Below are 16,396 nucleotides of genomic sequence, written 5' to 3' on the forward strand. Positions count from 1 at the left end.
GACAGCGGCTCCCCCTGAGACGCGCCGGCCTGCCGTTCCCCACCGAGGCGGCCGCCGGCCCGGGCGGACGCCACCGGTGACGGACGAGGGGTCCGTACGCGATGGATCTCCACCCCCTCATGAAGGAGTGAGTAGATGACAACCACCCTGTCCGAACGGGTGTCGCAGTCAGCCTTCGACGGCTCCATGCTCCGGGTCGTCCTGCTGATGGACCTCCACGAGGGGACCCAGCAGCAGTTCTTCGAGGCGTACGAACAGCTCCGCCACGACATCGCGTCGGTTCCGGGCCACATCAGCGACCAGCTGTGCCAGTCCTTCGAGAACCCCTCCCAATGGCTCATCACCAGCGAGTGGGAAAGCGCCCCGCAGTACCTCGCATGGGTCAACAGCGACCATCACGCCGAACAGGTGAAGCCGCTCGGCGCGTGCGCCCGCGCCATGCGCCCGCTCAAGTTCACCGTCCTGCGGGAGACCGGCCGCGGCTACGGCCAGGAGTCCCGCCCGGCCACGGCGCGCCTGCAGCAGACCCCCCGGCTGGGGGCCGGCATCGTGCGCCACGCCCTCACCTTCACCGTCAAGCCGGGAAGCGAGCGGGACGTCGCCGCCATCCTCTCCAGCTACGCCTCCCCGGCGGCCCGGGTCGACGACCACACCCGCCTGTGCCGCACGTCCCTGTTCATGCACGGCAACCGGGTCGTACGGACGGTGGAGGTCCAGGGCGACCTGATGGCGGCCCTGCGGCACGTCTCCGAGCAGCCCGAGGTGCGCGCCGTCGAGGAGGCCATCAACCCCTACCTCGAACGGGACCGGAACCTGAACGACCCGGAGTCCGCTCGCATGTTCTTCATGCGTGCGGCGCTCCCGGCGGTCCACCACATCGCCGCACCCGAACCCGAGTCCGTAGAGGTCCAGCGGCACGCGGTCTTCTATCCGGCCAAGCCCGGCTGCGGCGCCGCGCTCGCCAAGTTCCTGGCCCGCCAGGACGAGGCGGCCGCACACCACCCGGGGAGCCCCGTTCGGAGCAGCAGCATCTTCCAGCGTGACGACATCGTCGTCCGGCTCATCGACGTCCGCGGCCCGCTCGACGCCGAGCCCGACACCACCTTCGGAGTCTCGGGACCGCGCAAGGCGGCGGTGCTCGACCGGCTGACGGCCCGGGCCGGCAGGCGGGTTCGGACCGCCGGCCACACCATGAACCTGATCACGGACCGCCGGGCACCCGCGGATTCCTGATCCTCCCCGGCCGTCCGGCCCACCCGTTCCACCCCCACGATCCCGACCCATCCGCACCCAGGCTCTCCCCACACGCAGGAGGAACCCGCCATGACCCAACAGCGCCCACGCATCGTGGACCTCAGCGAGACGCCCCCCAACCGCCGGCGCGGCGGAGACCTCAGGGCGGTGCTCACCCCGACCTCCGTGGGTTCCACCAGCGGCTTCATGGGCCTGGCGATCATGGCCCCCGGGGAGTCGATCGCGGAGCACTACCACCCGTACTCCGAGGAGTTCGTGTACGTGGTCAGCGGCCGGCTGGAGGTCGACCTCGACGGCGAGGCCCACCCGCTCCGCACCGACCAGGGACTCCTGGTCCCGCTCAACGTGCGCCACCGCTTCCGCAACGTGGGGGACACCGAGGCCCGCATGGTCTTCCACCTCGGCCCGCTGGCCCCGCGCCCCGAGCTCGGCCACGTGGACACCGAGCAGGCCCCGCACCCGGAGAGCACCGCGTGGGAGCAGCCGCCGGACCGTACGGGAGCGGTATCGTGACCCGCCGGCGGGTGGCCGTCACCGGAGTCGGTGTCGTCGCGCCCGGCGGGATCGGCGTCCGCGACTTCTGGGACCTGCTCTCCAACGGCCGTACGGCGACGCGCGGGATCAGCCTCTTCGACCCGGCCGGGTTCCGTTCCCGGATAGCCGCCGAGGTCGACTTCGACCCCGCCGCGCACGGCTTCGAACCGGGCGAGGCGGACCGGGCGGACCGCTACATCCAGTTCGCCCTGGTGGCCGCCCGGGAGGCGGTGAAGGACGCGGGGCTCGACCTCACCACGGACGAGGCCTGGCGGACCGGAGTCTCCCTCGGCACGGCCGTCGGCGGAACCACCCGGCTGGAGCACGACTACGTGGCCGTCAGCCAGTCCGGCTCCTGGTGGGACGTGGACCACAAGCGGGCCGGCCCGTTCCTGCACCGGGCGTTCACCCCCGCCACCCTCGCCTCCGCCGTGGCGGAGCAGACGGGTGCGCGGGGCCCGGTCCAGACGGTCTCCACCGGCTGCACCTCGGGACTCGACGCCATCGGGTACGCCGTGCACTCGATCGCGGAGGGCCGGATGGACGTGTGCATCGCGGGAGCCTCCGACTCACCCATATCGCCCATCACCGTGGCCTGTTTCGACGCCATCAAGGCGACCTCGCCGAACAACGACGACCCGGCCCACGCCTCCCGGCCGTTCGACGCCGACCGGGACGGGTTCGTCCTCGGCGAGGGCGGCGCCGTCCTCGTACTCGAAGAGCTGGAACACGCCCGCGCCCGCGGTGCGACCGTCTACTGCGAGATCGGCGGCTACGCCACCTTCGGCAACGCCCACCACATGACCGGGTTGACCACGGAGGGCCTGGAGATGGCCCGGGCCATCGAAACCGCCCTCGCAGAGGCCGGGGTCGCCGCCGACGAGATCGACTACGTCAACGCGCACGGCTCCGGCACCAAGCAGAACGACCGTCACGAGACCGCGGCGGTCAAGCGGGTCCTGGGCGACCACGCCTACAAGACGCCGATGACCTCCATCAAATCCATGGTGGGGCACTCCCTCGGCGCGATCGGCGCCATCGAACTGGCGGCCTGCGTACTCGCCATGACCCACCAGGTGGTACCGCCGACGGCGAACTACGAGACGCCCGACCCCGAGTGCGACCTGGACTACGTACCCCGCGTCGCCCGCGGCCGGAAGCTGCGCAGCGTGCTCTCGGTGGGCAGCGGCTTCGGCGGATTCCAGTCCGCCGTGGTCATGACCCGGCCGAAGGAGGAGGTCTCGTGACCAGCCGTACGGTCATCACGGGCATCGGAGTCGTCGCGCCCAACGGCGTGGGCGCCGATGCCTTCTGGAAGGCGACCCAGTCCGGACTCAACGTTCTGGACCGGGTCACCAGGGCGGGCTGCGAGCACCTGCCGTTGCGCGTCGCGGGCGAGGTCCGGGGCTTCGACCCCGGCGCCATGGTCGAGGACCGCTTCCTCGTCCAGACCGACCGCTTCACCCACCACGCACTCGCCGCCGCCGACCTCGCCCTGGAGGACGCCCGGCTCGGCCGGGCCGACTACGAGGGCGACCCCTTCTCCGTGGGCGTCGTCACCGCCGCCGGATCCGGCGGCGGCGAGTTCGGCCAGCGCGAGCTCCAGCACCTCTGGGAGCAGGGGCCGCGCTTCGTGGGCCCGTACCAGTCGATCGCCTGGTTCTACGCGGCGAGCACCGGCCAGATCTCCATCCGGCGCGGGCTGAAGGGCCCCTGCGGGGTCGTGGCCAGTGACGAGGCGGGCGGACTGGACGCCTTCGCGCACGCCGTCCGCGGGATCCGCCAGGGCAGCCGGGCCATGCTGGTCGGGGCGACGGAGGCACCGCTGGCGCCGTACTCCATCGTCTGCCAGCTGGAGTACGAGGGGCTGAGCACGGGGGAGGACCCCGAGCGCGCCTACCGCCCGTTCACCGACAAGGCCTGCGGATTCGTCCCCGCCGAGGGCGGCGCGATGTTCGTCGTCGAGGACGAGGCCGAAGCCGGGCGCCGCGGCGCCACCGTGCGGGCCGTCCTGGCCGGTCACGGCGCGACCTTCAGCGGCACCCGGCGACGGGACACGTCCGGCGAAGGACTCGCCCACGCCATCCGCGGCGCCCTCCGGGAAGCCGACTGCGCGCCCGAGGAGATCGACGTGGTCTTCGCCGACGCCATCGGGACCCCGGAGGCCGATGCGGCCGAGGCGGCCGCCCTCGCCGACGCACTCGGCGCGTACGGACGGAAGGTGCCGGTCACGGCGCCCAAGTCCGGTACCGGCAGGGCGTACTGCGCGGCCCCCGCCCTCGACACCGCGGCCGCGGTCCTGGCCCTGGAACACGGCATCGTCCCGCCGACCCCGAACGTCTACGACGTGTGCCACGACCTCGACGTCGTGACCGGCAGCGCCCGCGCCGCGGAGCTGCGCACCGCACTGGTGCTCAGCCGCGGCCGGATGGGGTCCAATTCCGCGCTCGTCGTCCGCAAGGGCCCGTAGGAAGTGGGGAGCACCGAGATGTCCGACCGGCTGACCCCGGAGGAACTGGCGGCCCTCATGAAGAAGGCCGGCATCACCGTCGATGCCACGGAGCTGGCGAGCCGTCCGCACTCCGCCTTCGACGAGTACGGCCTCGATTCGCTGGGCCTGCTCGGGATCGTCGGCGAACTGGAGAACCGGCGTGGGCGGGCCCTGCCCGCCCACGCCGACCGCTGCAAGACCCCCGGGGAATTCCTCGACCTTGTCAACCACAGCCTGATGACAGGAGCCTGACATGCCGGGACACACCGAGAACGAGATCACCGTCAACGCGCCCGTGGACCTCGTGTGGGAGATGACCAACGACCTCCCGAGCTGGCCGCAGCTGTTCAGCGAGTACGCCTCCCTTGAGGTCATCGAGGAGAAGGGCGACACCACCCGCTTCCGCCTGACCATGCACCCCGACGAGAACGGCAAGGTGTGGAGTTGGGTCTCCGAGCGGACCGTCGACCGCAAGGGCCTCACCGTCCGTGCCCGACGGGTGGAGACCGGCCCGTTCGCCCACATGGACATCCACTGGCAGTACTTCAAGGTGCCCGGCGGTACCCGGATGAAGTGGACCCAGGACTTCGCGATGAAGCCGGACGCCCCCGTCGACGACGCGTGGATGACCGACAACATCAACCGCAACTCCCCGATCCAGCTGGCGCTCATCCGGGACAAGATCGAGAAGCGGCAGCGCGAGGGCCGCGCCCCCGCCGTCAGCCGAGTCTGAGACGAAAGGCGAGCAACCGGATGAACCAGACGCACCGCGCCCTCATCGTCGCCCGGATGGCGCCGGGATCGGCACCGGACATCGCCGAACTCTTCACCGGCTCGGACGCGGGTGAACTCCCGCACCTGGTGGGGGTCACGCGCCGCAGCCTGTTCCAGTTCGGCGACGTCTACCTGCACCTGATCGAGGCGGACCGGCCGCCCGGCCCGGCGATCGCGAAGGTCACCGAGCACCCGGAGTTCCGGCACCTCAGCGAGCGGCTGACCGCCTACATCAGCCCGCACGACCCGGATACCTGGCGCAGTCCGAAGGACGCCATGGCCCACGAGTTCTACCGCTGGGAGAACCCCGGCGCGAAGTGACCCGCGGCCCGGACGGGACCCGCACACCGAAGTGTGCGGGTCCCGCCGCGTGTGGCCGAACCCGGCAGAGAGCAGGAAGAGAGCAGGAGAAGACGGCATGAACCCGACCGACAGCGACCACTTCCCGGCGGATCCGGCCCGACCGCACGACGGCGAGCCCGCCCGTTCCTCCCTGCACGTCCTCGTCCTGTCCGGTTCCTCCCGCACCGGATCGGTCAATGCCCGCCTCGGCTCCCTGGTCGCCGCCCTGGTGTCCCGGGCGGGCGCCACCGCAGGGGCCGCCACCCTCGGCGACTTCCCGATGCCGCCCTACGACGGCGATGTGGAGGTCGACGAGGGGCTGCCCGAAGGGGCCCTGGCCCTGTGCGCGCGGATCGAGGCCGCGCAGGCTTTGATCATCGCCTCCCCCGAGTACAACGCCTCCGTCCCGGGCGTGCTCAAGAACGCCATCGACTGGGTCTCCCGCTACCGCCCGCAGCCCTTCAAGGACAAGCAGACCCTGCTGGTGTCGGCCTCGCCCTCGATGGTCGGCGGCAACCGGGGGCTGTGGGCCCTGCGGGTACCGCTGGAGCACCTCGGCGCGCGCGTCTACCCGGACATGTTCAGCCTGGCGGGCGCCCACCAGGCGTTCACCGAGGACGGCGCCCTCACCGACCCGGGCCTGGGCGAGCGCCTCACCACCACGATCGGCTCCTTCCTCGACCTCGTCGAGGCCGACACCCGCTACCTGTGCCTCCAGCGCCGCTGGTACGAGTTCCTGGGCGACCGCACCGACGCCCCCGTGACCTCGCGCGCCCAGGACTGATCATCACCGGCCACAGGGGGTGAGCTATGTTGGAGCGCGAGTGACATGAGATAGGGAGGCCCTCGAGTGTCATCGGGGCAGCAGGCACGCGCACAAGCGGCTGCGATCACACCAGGGGGTCAGTCGTCCGAAGAGGTCCGTCCTCCGGCCGACCGGCTCCTCGCGCTCTTCGACGGACGCCGCCTGTCACCGGGCCAGCGCCGCATCGCCCAATACTTGATCGACCACCTCACCGAGGCCGCGTTCCTCTCGATCACCGAACTGGCCGAGCGGGTGGGCGTGAGCCAGCCCTCCGTGACCCGGTTCGCCGCCTCCCTCGGCTTCAGCGGCTACCCCGCCCTGCGCGACGTGCTGCAGCCGATCGCGCTCAGCGCCGTTGCCGGTGCCCCCGACACCCGCGCGCAGATCCGCCGCAACGAGCTGCAGGAAGCCGTCGACGCCGAGATCGAGAACCTGGAGAACGTGCGCAGGCTGCTCGCCGACACCGACCAGGTGCTGGACATCGGCCGCGAGCTTGCCGCCTCCGTGCCGCTGACCGTCCTCGGCCTGCGCATTTCGGTCTCGCTCGCGGAGTACTTCGCGTACGCGGCCCGGCGGATCCACCCCGACGTGCGCCTGGTGACCCGCGGGGGCAGCGTCGCCTTCGACGCGCTGCTGCAGTCCAGGGCGGCCGGCGGGACCTGGGTGCTGGCCTTCGCCATGCCCCGGCACGCCAAGGAGACCTTGGCCGCCATCCGAGCCGCCCGCAGCACGGGTCTGCGTGTGGTCCTGATCACGGACCCCACCCTGGGGCCGCTGGTGGACGAGGCGGACGTGTCCCTGACCGCGGGCACCGGGTCCCGGCTGGTCTTCGACTCGTACGCGGCGCCAGGAATGCTGTCCGCGGCCCTGTTGCAGGCGATGGCCGATGCGGATCCGGAGCGGACGCAGGCCAGACTGGAGGGCTACGAGCACGTGGCCGACCAGCACGGCTTCTTCCTGTAGCCCCCACCGGTCTGCATCACCAGGCGGTATTCAGCCCTCGAGGTGCATGAAATTTTTCATACGCTTGCTTACTCGACGGTATATATGTTTACTGACGACGGCGCTCCGGATCCACCAGATGCCAAGGAGGACCCCCATGTCCTCCCGAACGTACTCGCGGTACGACGAACCTCCTCAGGTCGCGACCGCGGGTCGGGTCCAGGCTTTGGATCCCCGCAGAGCGCCCATGGCGGCCTCGGTCAACCCCTGGGCCGAGGCCGCCCCCCAAGAACGTCTCGATCAGAGTTCGACTCCACTCGGAAGTGACGAGAATGCCTCAGACGGCCACGTATACCCTCAGCCCTGACTGGCCCATGCAGGTCAAGGCACCCGGGACGCACGACTGGGAGCGCACGGCCACGCGTTGGCTGCGGGATCTGCTCCCGGCCCGCTACGGCGGCTACCTGACCCTCACCCGCCACCACGCCCTCCTGGCCCGGCACGTCCAGCTCCAGCTGCAGCACGAGATGCGCGCGGTGCGGACGGCCCTGCAGACCAGCCGGGCCGAGCTGCCCACCATGGGCATCGCCGAGTCGGTCATCGAGAACTCGATCAGGATGTACGCCGTCGAGCTGGAGCAGCTGGGTCGGCTCGCCCGTGGCGCACGCCTCGTGTCCGACGCGCTCCTCGTCGGCACCCCCGCCCAGCGCCGGCGCTGACCCCGCCGGCGCTGACCTTCCTCAGGGCGTCTGTGTCGGCTGCCAGGAGCGGAGCCGGGCGGCCACGTCGAAGACGGTGGCGCGCAGCATGCGGATGTCGGTGATGAGGTCGCGCCACTGCTCGTAGGTGGCGTCCACCGCCTCGCCACAGGCCTCGATGTACGCGACGGCGACCCCGTAGGCGAAGTATTCGTTGGAGTCGGGGAGCGGTCGGAGCAGCACGATCGCGTCGAGCAGCGCGGCCGCGCGCCAGTAGGCGTCGGGGTCGTCCACTTCCAGGCTCGGCGTGTTCACCCGGTGCCGGGCCACGGCGGCGACCAGGGCGGAGTGGTCGGCCACTGCCACGTCCTTGAACAGCGCCTCCTGCCGCTCCAACAGCCAGCGGTGATCGATGTGCAGTTCCACGCCTCCGAGTATCCCCGCCCGGGGCCCGGTCGTGGGGCTTTTCCAGTCGGGCGGGGATGCGCGCGGGATTACGGCTTGGGCAGCACGCAGCCGGGGCGGTTCAGGTCGATCTTGTTGCCGGGCGCTATGCAGGGGACGACGATGTACGTCTGCTGCGCGTAGTTAATGCCCTGGCGGACCGTCACGTTGCCGTTCTGGTCGACCTCGCACGGGTTGTTCACCGTGCAGCGGGCGCCGTCCTCGTTGCCCGTGTTGTTGACGGCGACGACCTTGCCGGTCGCCGTGTCGACCACCGGTGACCCGGAGGTGCCGCCGATCGTGTTGCAGGCGGAGGTGTAACGGACCGAGTCCTTCCAGGTCCAGTCGCCCTCCTTGAGGCGGTAGGCGAAGCCGTCCACGGCGCAGCTGTAGATCCGCTTCCAGTAGCCGGAGACCACCTTGATCGCCGAGCCCTGGGCCGGGCGCGCGCCATCGAGGGTGAGCGCGGTGATGCCGTACTGGCTCTGGATCTGGGCGTAGGTCCGGGTCAGCTGGTAGATCGAGATGTCGGTGTCGGTCATCGTCGCGTACGCGATCTTGCTCGCGCGCAGCGTTCCGACCTTCGAACCCGCCGAGTTGAGCAGCGAGAACGAGCGGCTGGACGGGCGGTCCTTGACGACCTCGCCGGCCGCCGGGAAACCGGACTCCAGGCAGTGCCCGTTGGACAGGACCAGCGCGAGGTCGTTCGGCTGGGAGCCGGGTGCGCGGACGACGGACCCGGAACAGTTGCTGAGGGCCACGGTGCCCGCGAAGTCGACCGCGACGGCGGTGGCGGTGGGGGCGGTGGCGGGTGTGGCGGGCGCGGCCACGGCGGGGGTGACCGCTGCTCCGAGCAGGAGCAGGGAGAGCAGGGCGCCGGTGAGAGGCTTGTTCATGTGGGGGTTCCCCTCTGCTGACAATGCGACCGAAGATCCTCCGGTTGTCATGCGCATTGTTGGTATCCCGGCTTCAAGTGGCAAGACCGCGTGGCGAGTTGACGCCGGTGCCGGGAGAGGGGGCCCGGGCGGCACCGAGTGCACATATAACGGACTGCGCACAGGTGTTCCGCACCGGTGGCTTTGCCTCCTACGGTCGGGGCAGCACAGTTCCGGACCAGGAGGCAATGTGAAGCGCGAGATCGACATCGACCAGCTGGTGACGGCGATGAAGGCGGTCGACGAGGCGGGGCGGCTCTTCGAGGAGGCGCGCGCCGTGCACGAGGCGCGCGGCCTCAAGCGGATCAGCGACGACTTCAAAGTGGCGGGCGGCTCCGTCCAGACCCTGCAGGGTGCCGAGGAGATGGCCCTCGGGGCCCGCAAGTACCTCGCCGAACTCGCGCTGATCGCCGGCTACGCGGCCGCCGGCCTCGACGAGCGCGCGGGAGAGAGACCGGAGACCGCCCGGGCCGGCTTCCCCGGCATCGCGGGCGGCGGTGCCCGCATGGCCCGCCCGCTGCTCGATCCGACCCTGGAGGGGCTGCGGCTGCTCCTGGCCGTCGACTTCTTCGAGCCCGCCTTCAAGGCCGCGATCGAGGAGGTCGTGCAGGCCGAGAAGGCCACCTACCCCGACCCCGCCACGTTCCGCATCCCCACGCGCGCCGACCGCTCCGCCACGGTCGGCCGTACCCCCTGAGGTGCCGGTCCGGCCCGACGGGGCGAGGCTGGGGGTATGCATCATGCACCCGTCGTCGTGCACCGGATCTTCCCGTCGGGGGGCCGGCAGGTGACCCTGCGGACCTCGCACGGCGAGGAGGCCCTGGGCCTGGCCCGCTCCGACGAGGACGTCATCGAGTTCTTGCGCCGCGCCGGCATGCCGGACCCCGATGACGTGGTCCTCGGCGGTACCGAACTACTGGACTGGGAGTGGGACACGCCCCACGTGTACGAGGCCGACCCGCCGACCGACGACCTCTGAGCGGGGCCCGCCGGCCGGTCCGGTCAGCCGTGGTGCACGGCCTCCAGGAGGGCCAGATCCTCCTCGGACAGGCGCAGGGCTCCCGCGGCCACGTTCGCGTCGAGGTGATCCGGGTCGCCCGTGCCGGGAATGGCCAGAACGTGCTGCCCCCGCCCGAGCGTCCACGCCAGTCGCACCTGCACCGGGCTCGCGCCGTGCGCCCGGGCGACGGCACGCACCTCCTCGTGCTCGACGCCGCTCGCGCCGGCCTGTCCTGCGGTCCCGGCGATGGAGTAGAAGGGCACGAACGCGATGCCCTGCTCGCCGCAGGTGCGCACGAACCCGTCGTGCTCGGGCCGCACCCCGATCCCGTACATGTTCTGTACGCAGACCACCGGCGCGATGGCCCGGGCCTCGGCGAGGTGCTCGGGGGTGACGTTGGAGATGCCGAGGTGGCGAACGAGGCCGGCCTCGCGGAGCTCGGCCAGCGCGCCGAAGCGTTCGGCGATGGAACCGGTCCCGACGATGCGCAGGTTCACCACGTCGAGGTGGTCACGGCCGAGCTGGCGAAGGTTCTCCTCGACCTGGCCGCGCAGCAGCTCCGGGGTGGCGTGGCTCCACGCCCCGGAGGGGTCCCGGCCCGGTCCGACCTTGGTGGTGATCACGAGGTCCTCCGGGTAGGGGGCCAGCGCGGCGTTGATCAGTTCGTTGGCGGAGCGCAGGGGAGAGAAGTAGAACGCGGCGGTGTCGATGTGGTTCACCCCGAGCTCGACCGCCCGGCGCAGCACGGCGATCGCCTGGCCGCGGTCGCGGGGTACGGCGTCGTCCGCGAACGCCTCGCCGGTCTGCGGCAGGCGCATCGCACCGAAGCCGATCCGGTTGATCTTCAGGTCGCCGAGGTTCCAGGTGCCCGCCGCGTCCGCGGTCATCGTCTGTGAGGTCATGCCCGGATGATCGCCGCCCGGTAGGCTGCCAGGCCATTGATTAAGGCATGACCGAATCCTTGGAGTGGCGGTGCGGGCGGAGCTGGTGTTCTCCGTGAGCGATCTCGCGCAGATGCGGTTCGCCGTCTCGCCGATGTGGGAGGTCGGGCCCAGCTACCGGCTGCTGGCTTCCGGGGTCACGGCCCCGGTGCACCGGCCCTGGACCGAGCAGGTGCGGCCACGGTTGGCGGCCGCCGGCCTCGACCGGGGCTGGCTGGCCGAACTGATCCCGCCCGCGGGGTACGTACCCGACTTCCTCAACCCGGCGCCCACCGGGCCGGCGCCCTCCCTGGCGGAGGAACTGGTCAGGATCCGGGCCACGCCCACCTCCCGGGTCCGCCAGGACCTCGACCGCCTGCGCCGGGAACGAGGGGGACTCGGCCCGCGCACGCGGACCTTGTACGCCGACCCGCGGGCCCGCCTGGTCCGGGTCGCGGAAGAGATCGGGACCTACTGGGAGCTGGCCCTGGCGCCCTACTGGGCGCGGATCCGTGCGGTGCTCGACGCCGATGTCTTCCACCGGGCCCGGCAGGCCGCCGAGCACGGAGCGGGTCGCCTCTTCAACGACCTCCACCCCTCGGTGAGCTGGGGGGACGACGCGCTCCGGCTGTCGCGCCGGCATCGGCCCCTGTCCCGCGGGACGGCGGGCGCAGGGCTGCTGCTGATCCCCTCGGTCTTCACCGGCCCCGTCCCCTTCACCCGGGTGACGCCCCCGGAACCGCCGCAACTCGCCTATCCGGCGCGCGGCACCGGCTCCCTGTGGGAACCCCGGCCCGCCGGCCGGACCGAGGCCCTGGCCGCCGTGCTCGGTCGCTCCCGCACCCGGCTGCTGATCGAGCTGGAAGCCCCGGCCTCCACCACCGAACTGGCCCGCCGTACCGGGCTCTCGGCCGCCGGAGTGTCCCAGTACCTGACCGCGCTGCGCGCCGCGGGCCTGGTCAGCGCCCACCGGGCCGGCCGCTCCGTGCTCTATGCCCGCACCGCCGTCGCCGAGGCCCTCCTCGTTGCCTACACTCCAGGCGTGGAGCGGGGACGATCGCGGGGAGGGGCATCGTGAGCGAGCGCCGGTGGAGCCTGGAAGAGCACATCGTGGTGGACGCCGCGCCCGCGGACGTCCATCGGGTGGTGTCCGACCTGCGGAACATGGGGCGTTGGAGCCCCGAATGTCGCCGCGTCTGGGTGCCCCGGCCGCCGGCCCGCTCCGGCAGCCGCTTCGTCGGGCTCAACAGGAGAGGGCCGTTCGTCTGGTTCACGGTGGGCCGGATCAAGGCCCTGCGCGCACCGGCGCAGACGCCTGACGGATCCGGTGAGTTCACCTTCGACGTCGGCATCTTCGGTTTGCCGATCGCACGTTGGGGATACCGGTTCGAACCGGAGGGCGAGCGCACGCGCGTCACGGAGACCTGGCAGGACCTGCGCACCGGCCGGGGCTCCCGGCTGACCGTGCTGCTCGGCACGGTGTTCGCCGGCACCAGTCCGGACCGGCGCATCGCGGTCAACCGTGCCGGGATGCGCACGACCCTGGCCCGACTCGCGGCCGGCTTCGGCCCGGTCACGCAGCCCCGTCCTTGAGAGGCCGATGCCCCTCCTCGCAAGCACGGACGTCTCGTCTCGTTCCGAGGTCCCTCGGAGATCCCTCGGAGATCCCTCCGGTCGTCGTGCGGCCGACTGCCCCCCCGAGTACTTCCACGGGAGTACCCGGGGTACGGCCGTGCGAGCCGGGACGTGCGGGACAGTAGGGGTCGATGTGCACATTTCACGCAATCCCCCGTTCCCCGTACGCGGCCGCGCACGCTAGGTAACGTCTGGATCGCAAGCAGTCCGGTGCCGCCAGAACCGAGCACCGGGCGGAGTTCGTAGAAGGCAAGGGAGCGAATACCGATGGCGAACGTTGAGGTCTCTTTGAAGGAGACGATGACCTCGATCGAGGGTGCGATGGGAGCCGCGTTGGTGGACTACACCAGCGGGATGGCGCTGGGGACCCTCGGCGGTGGCAAGGATCTCGACCTCACGGTCGCCGCCGCGGGCAACACGGACGTGATCCGGGCCAAGGTCCGCACGATGGAGATGCTGGGCCTGAAGGACGAGATCGAGGACGTCCTGATCACCCTGGGCGGCCAGTACCACCTGATCCGGCTGCTCAAGGGGCGGGGGCACAGCGGCCTGTTCCTGTACGTCGTGCTGGACAAGTCCCAGTCCAACCTGGCCATGGCCCGTCACCAACTCAAGCGGGTCGAGGCCGCCCTGGAGCTCTGAGTCCGGCTTTTTTGCGCCCACGCATGCCCATGAGTTGAAGAATTTTTCAACTCGGCACATCTGAAACAGGTAATCCCCGGGCGTGCGTGGGCCCGTCCGTACGAATGTATGGGTGGTCGGTCGACTGGAATCCCCGAGCCCCCAAGCAAGGTCTGAAGCAACAGCAGGAGCACTCATGGGAATGCAGGTACCCCTCTACCAGGCGAAGGCCGAGTTCTTCCGCATGCTCGGACACCCCGTCCGCATCCGCGTCCTGGAGCTCCTGCAGAACGGCCCCGTACCCGTACGCGACCTCCTTGCCGCGATCGACGTCGAGGCATCGAACCTCTCCCAGCAGTTGGCGGTCCTGCGTCGGTCCGGCATCGTCGTTTCCATTCGCGACGGAGCGACCGTCAGTTACGCCCTGGCCGGCGGTGACGTGGCCGACCTGCTGCGCGCGGCGCGCCGCATCCTGACCGAGCTCTTGACGGGTCAGAGCGAACTCCTGGCAGAACTGCAGCAGTTGGGACCGCAGTCGGACCGTGCGGACAAGGTCATCGGCCGCTGACCACCCGTACCCACCGGTCCTTGCCCCGGGGAACTCGCGGTGCCGCCGTGACGGACGGAGGGACGGGCCCCGGAGCATGACCCGCTACCCGGTCGCCGCACGGCTTGATACCCTCCGCGCGCACCGGGGGAGGCCGAACCAGGGGGAAACGTGGCCGAGTTACTCACCAGTGAAGATCCGGAACGGATAGCGGGGTACTGGCTCGCCGCCCGGCTCGGCGCCGGTGGCCAAGGGGCGGTGTACGAGGCTTACGGCGAGGCCGGGCAGCGCGTCGCCGTCAAGGTGTTGCGCCCGGAACCCGTCGTCGCCCGCCCCGACTTCGCGGGCCGGTTCGCCGAGCAGGTGCTGGCCGCGCAGCGCGTGGAGCCCTTCTGTACGGCGCGGGTCCTGGAGAGCGGAACCGACGGCGAACGACCCTACATCGTCAGCGAGTTCGTCCCCGGCCGGGATCTGCGCAAGGCCGTCCGCGACTCGGGCCCGCTCACCGGCGACGCGCTGGTGCGACTGGCCACCGGGGCCGCCACCGCCCTGGCCGCCATCCACCGCGCGGGTGTCGTCCACCGCGATCTCAAACCGGACAACGTCCTCCTCGGCCCCGACGGCCCCCGCGTCATCGACTTCGGCACCGCCCGCACCGCGGACACGTCGCTCACCGACACCGGACGCCTGATGGGCACGCCGGGCTACATGGCACCCGAGGTGCTCACCGGGCGCCGCGCCGACGGCGCCGCCGACGTCTTCGCCTGGGGAGCGGTGATGCTGTTCGCGGCCACCGGACGCGATCCCTTCCGCGGCGAGGACATCGGCGAGGTCGTCGTACGGGTCACCGAACACCACCCGGACCTCGCCCCCTTGCCGCCCGCGCTGCGCGAGCTGGTGGGCAAGGCACTGGCCAAGGCCCCGGCGGACCGCCCCACCGCCACCGCGCTCCTGTCGAGGATGCTGGGCGGACCAGCCGACGCGTCCGATGCGGCCCTGCTCGCCGCCGGTCGGGAGAACGCCGGGCGCCTGCGCGACGCCACCGCCGACACGGCGGAGCCGGCCCTCGGCGCCGCCGCGGAGACCACGTACCGGCGCCTGCCGGACCCGGTCCAGCAGGCCGTACGGGAGATCACGCTCCGCCTGATCGTCCCCGGCGCCGCCGTCGACGGCTCCCGGGACACCCTCCGTACCGCCGCCACGGCGGAATGGCTGGACGGCCGCCCGTACGAGGAACGCAGCGCGCTGCGCCACGCGTTCGGCTCCCTCGCCGGGGCCCGGCTCCTCGTCCTCGAGGACGACACCGCACGCCTCGCCTCCCTCGGCCTGCTGCGCGCCTGGCCGCGGTTGCGCGACTGGGTGGACGACGACCGCGAAGCCCTGCTCCTGCTGCGCTGGCTCACCGCGGCCGCCGGGCACCGGGACGGGCGGGGCCGGCTGGCCGAGGACCTCCCGACCGGCAACGCCCCGGAGGCGGCACGCGCCTGAGTGGCCGGGGCGCCGGGCCGGCACCGGGCGAGCCGGCTGGAGGGCGCGTCCCTGGAGACGGGCCGCCGGGCGGCCGCAGCGCGCCGGAGGCGTACCCGGCGGCTGCGCGCGGGCGCGGCGGCCCTGCGGGCGGGTCGGCCGGGACCTCACCCGCGCACAGGGGGAGCAGAACGTGCCCGATCTGCCCTACCGCTCGGTCTGCTGATGCCCGACACCGAGGAGCTGCGTTCGCTGCGTTCGCTACGGCCGCGTCGGCCGCCGTGTGCCGCACCGGGCGAGTACAAGGGAGGGCGAACCGCACACCGTCAGCGTTCCGAGACGAGGAGCACGATGACGCACGCCCGGCCCGCTCTGCGCCGCCCGGAAGGCAGGACCGCTCTCGCACTGGCGTTCGCGGCTGCCGTGGCGGTCTTCCTCGCCGTCTTCCTGTTCGGCCGGGCGAACACGCCGGACTACACCGCGACGCTGTTCGGCCAGGCGGACACCGATGCCGTGCGCTTCAAGGCACAGCTCGCCACCGGCGTCCTGGGGCTGGCCGCTGTCCAGCTGCTGCTGGCGCTGTGGATGTACGGCCGGCTGCCCGGGGTGCGCCGGGTGCCGGGCCCGGTGCCGCTCAGCCACCGGATCGTCGGGGCGCTCCTGTTCGTTCTCACCGTCCCGATCACGGTGCACTGCATCCAGGCGTACGGCGTCCAGCTGAACGGCTCGCGCGCGGCCGTGCACTCGATCGCGGGCTGCTTCTTCTACGGAGCCTTCGCCGCGAAGGTCCTGCTGGTACGGAGCCGGCGCCTGCCGGGCTGGGCCCTGCCACTGGCGGGGGGCGCGCTGGTGGTCGTGGTGGTGGTCCTCTGGTACACGAGTGCGCTGTGGTACTTCAACGGAAACGACGTGCCACTGCTGTCGCTCGGATAAGGGCGGGGTGGGGTGGGCACGGGCCGGAGTACGGCGATCTACGAGTTCGTCGGT

At 71.6% G+C, this 16,396-nt stretch carries 21 protein-coding genes; 18 read left to right on the plus strand and 3 right to left on the minus strand.

All coding sequences use genetic code 11. From position 1 onward, the window contains the following. Positions 1-135: 135 nt before the first annotated feature. The 10 genes from OG207_RS39330 to OG207_RS39375 all read left to right on the plus strand — a co-directional run bounded on the left by OG207_RS39330 (position 136) and on the right by OG207_RS39375 (position 7,861). The gene (locus OG207_RS39330; RefSeq protein ID WP_329105783.1) at positions 136-1,233 is read left to right on the plus strand and encodes a SchA/CurD-like domain-containing protein; all 1,098 of its coding nucleotides are present in this window, start codon (positions 136-138) and stop codon (positions 1,231-1,233) included. 90 nt (positions 1,234-1,323) lie between these two features. After that, positions 1,324-1,767: a cupin domain-containing protein gene (locus tag OG207_RS39335; protein ID WP_150255520.1), complete on the plus strand. Its 444-nt coding sequence runs from the start codon at positions 1,324-1,326 to the stop codon at positions 1,765-1,767. Continuing rightward, the gene (locus tag OG207_RS39340; protein ID WP_329105786.1) at positions 1,764-3,035 is read left to right on the plus strand and encodes a beta-ketoacyl-[acyl-carrier-protein] synthase family protein; all 1,272 of its coding nucleotides are present in this window, start codon (positions 1,764-1,766) and stop codon (positions 3,033-3,035) included. The genes OG207_RS39335 and OG207_RS39340 overlap by 4 nt, the downstream gene beginning before the upstream one ends. Continuing rightward, on the plus strand, positions 3,032-4,258 hold the full coding sequence (locus tag OG207_RS39345; RefSeq protein ID WP_329105788.1) for a beta-ketoacyl synthase N-terminal-like domain-containing protein: 1,227 nt from the start codon (positions 3,032-3,034) through the stop codon (positions 4,256-4,258). Before OG207_RS39340 ends, OG207_RS39345 begins: the two co-directional genes overlap by 4 nt. A gap of 18 nt (positions 4,259-4,276) precedes the next feature. Further along, positions 4,277-4,531, plus strand: coding sequence for an acyl carrier protein (locus OG207_RS39350; protein ID WP_329105790.1), 255 nt, complete (start codon positions 4,277-4,279; stop codon positions 4,529-4,531). 1 nt (position 4,532) lies between these two features. Next, positions 4,533-5,012, plus strand: a complete 480-nt coding sequence (locus tag OG207_RS39355) for an SRPBCC family protein (protein ID WP_329105792.1) — start codon at positions 4,533-4,535, stop codon at positions 5,010-5,012. Positions 5,013-5,032: 20 nt separating this feature from the next. Next, a complete protein-coding gene (locus OG207_RS39360) occupies positions 5,033-5,374 on the plus strand; it encodes a TcmI family type II polyketide cyclase (RefSeq protein ID WP_329105794.1) in 342 nt (113 codons plus the stop codon). A gap of 97 nt (positions 5,375-5,471) precedes the next feature. Beyond that, entirely contained in the window at positions 5,472-6,179 is a 708-nt protein-coding gene (locus OG207_RS39365; RefSeq protein ID WP_402694137.1) for an NADPH-dependent FMN reductase, read from the plus strand. A gap of 66 nt (positions 6,180-6,245) precedes the next feature. Beyond that, positions 6,246-7,163 carry a MurR/RpiR family transcriptional regulator gene (locus tag OG207_RS39370; RefSeq protein WP_327387302.1) on the plus strand — a complete coding sequence of 306 codons (918 nt, stop codon included), beginning with the start codon at positions 6,246-6,248 and terminating at the stop codon, positions 7,161-7,163. Between the two features lie 311 nt (positions 7,164-7,474). Next, positions 7,475-7,861 carry a hypothetical protein gene (locus OG207_RS39375; RefSeq protein WP_329105796.1) on the plus strand — a complete coding sequence of 129 codons (387 nt, stop codon included), beginning with the start codon at positions 7,475-7,477 and terminating at the stop codon, positions 7,859-7,861. A 21-nt stretch (positions 7,862-7,882) separates the two neighbouring features. Here the strand turns inward: OG207_RS39375 and OG207_RS39380 are convergent, their stop codons facing one another. Both OG207_RS39380 and OG207_RS39385 read right to left on the minus strand, forming a co-directional pair. Next, positions 7,883-8,266, minus strand: a complete 384-nt coding sequence (locus OG207_RS39380; protein ID WP_329105798.1) for a toxin Doc — start codon at positions 8,264-8,266, stop codon at positions 7,883-7,885. Between the two features lie 68 nt (positions 8,267-8,334). Then, positions 8,335-9,180, minus strand: a complete 846-nt coding sequence (locus tag OG207_RS39385; protein ID WP_329105800.1) for a S1 family peptidase — start codon at positions 9,178-9,180, stop codon at positions 8,335-8,337. A gap of 229 nt (positions 9,181-9,409) precedes the next feature. On the opposite strand from OG207_RS39385, the gene OG207_RS39390 reads away from it, so the two are divergent. Both OG207_RS39390 and OG207_RS39395 read left to right on the plus strand, forming a co-directional pair. Beyond that, positions 9,410-9,916 (plus strand): hypothetical protein, encoded by a 507-nt coding sequence (locus OG207_RS39390; RefSeq protein ID WP_329105802.1) that lies wholly within the window; start codon positions 9,410-9,412, stop codon positions 9,914-9,916. A 36-nt stretch (positions 9,917-9,952) separates the two neighbouring features. After that, entirely contained in the window at positions 9,953-10,198 is a 246-nt protein-coding gene (locus tag OG207_RS39395; protein ID WP_329105804.1) for a hypothetical protein, read from the plus strand. Between the two features lie 23 nt (positions 10,199-10,221). On the opposite strand, the gene OG207_RS39400 is transcribed toward OG207_RS39395, so the two are convergent. Then, complete coding sequence (locus OG207_RS39400) at positions 10,222-11,121, minus strand: oxidoreductase (RefSeq protein WP_329105806.1); 900 nt, start codon at positions 11,119-11,121, stop codon at positions 10,222-10,224. A gap of 112 nt (positions 11,122-11,233) precedes the next feature. Here OG207_RS39400 and OG207_RS39405 point away from each other — a divergent pair, with 112 nt between their 5' ends. From OG207_RS39405 to OG207_RS39430, 6 genes are all read left to right on the plus strand, one after another. Further along, complete coding sequence (locus OG207_RS39405; RefSeq protein WP_329108207.1) at positions 11,234-12,217, plus strand: ArsR/SmtB family transcription factor; 984 nt, start codon at positions 11,234-11,236, stop codon at positions 12,215-12,217. Further along, entirely contained in the window at positions 12,214-12,732 is a 519-nt protein-coding gene (locus OG207_RS39410) for an SRPBCC family protein (protein WP_329105808.1), read from the plus strand. The genes OG207_RS39405 and OG207_RS39410 overlap by 4 nt, the downstream gene beginning before the upstream one ends. Positions 12,733-13,041: 309 nt before the next feature. Next, on the plus strand, positions 13,042-13,416 hold the full coding sequence (locus tag OG207_RS39415; RefSeq protein ID WP_189742363.1) for a hypothetical protein: 375 nt from the start codon (positions 13,042-13,044) through the stop codon (positions 13,414-13,416). 181 nt (positions 13,417-13,597) lie between these two features. Beyond that, positions 13,598-13,963, plus strand: a complete 366-nt coding sequence (locus OG207_RS39420; protein ID WP_329108209.1) for an ArsR/SmtB family transcription factor — start codon at positions 13,598-13,600, stop codon at positions 13,961-13,963. Between the two features lie 150 nt (positions 13,964-14,113). After that, positions 14,114-15,430 carry a serine/threonine-protein kinase gene (locus tag OG207_RS39425; RefSeq protein WP_329105810.1) on the plus strand — a complete coding sequence of 439 codons (1,317 nt, stop codon included), beginning with the start codon at positions 14,114-14,116 and terminating at the stop codon, positions 15,428-15,430. Between the two features lie 330 nt (positions 15,431-15,760). Further along, the gene (locus OG207_RS39430) at positions 15,761-16,342 is read left to right on the plus strand and encodes a DUF6529 family protein (RefSeq protein WP_329105812.1); all 582 of its coding nucleotides are present in this window, start codon (positions 15,761-15,763) and stop codon (positions 16,340-16,342) included. Positions 16,343-16,396 lie beyond the last annotated feature (54 nt).

The organism is Streptomyces sp. NBC_01439 (genome assembly GCF_036227605.1).
Lineage (GTDB): Bacteria > Actinomycetota > Actinomycetes > Streptomycetales > Streptomycetaceae > Streptomyces.

Coding starts and splice junctions, on each gene's coding strand:
- OG207_RS39405 (WP_329108207.1), top strand. CDS start 11,234: ATGCGGTTCGCCGTCTCGCCGATGTGGGAGGTCGGGCCCAGCTACCGG.
- OG207_RS39375 (WP_329105796.1), top strand. CDS start 7,475: ATGCCTCAGACGGCCACGTATACCCTCAGCCCTGACTGGCCCATGCAG.
- OG207_RS39400 (WP_329105806.1), bottom strand. CDS start 11,121: ATGACCTCACAGACGATGACCGCGGACGCGGCGGGCACCTGGAACCTC.
- OG207_RS39350 (WP_329105790.1), top strand. CDS start 4,277: ATGTCCGACCGGCTGACCCCGGAGGAACTGGCGGCCCTCATGAAGAAG.
- OG207_RS39335 (WP_150255520.1), top strand. CDS start 1,324: ATGACCCAACAGCGCCCACGCATCGTGGACCTCAGCGAGACGCCCCCC.
- OG207_RS39330 (WP_329105783.1), top strand. CDS start 136: ATGACAACCACCCTGTCCGAACGGGTGTCGCAGTCAGCCTTCGACGGC.
- OG207_RS39430 (WP_329105812.1), top strand. CDS start 15,761: ATGACGCACGCCCGGCCCGCTCTGCGCCGCCCGGAAGGCAGGACCGCT.
- OG207_RS39360 (WP_329105794.1), top strand. CDS start 5,033: ATGAACCAGACGCACCGCGCCCTCATCGTCGCCCGGATGGCGCCGGGA.
- OG207_RS39415 (WP_189742363.1), top strand. CDS start 13,042: ATGGCGAACGTTGAGGTCTCTTTGAAGGAGACGATGACCTCGATCGAG.
- OG207_RS39355 (WP_329105792.1), top strand. CDS start 4,533: ATGCCGGGACACACCGAGAACGAGATCACCGTCAACGCGCCCGTGGAC.
- OG207_RS39385 (WP_329105800.1), bottom strand. CDS start 9,180: ATGAACAAGCCTCTCACCGGCGCCCTGCTCTCCCTGCTCCTGCTCGGA.
- OG207_RS39420 (WP_329108209.1), top strand. CDS start 13,598: ATGCAGGTACCCCTCTACCAGGCGAAGGCCGAGTTCTTCCGCATGCTC.
- OG207_RS39365 (WP_402694137.1), top strand. CDS start 5,472: ATGAACCCGACCGACAGCGACCACTTCCCGGCGGATCCGGCCCGACCG.
- OG207_RS39395 (WP_329105804.1), top strand. CDS start 9,953: ATGCATCATGCACCCGTCGTCGTGCACCGGATCTTCCCGTCGGGGGGC.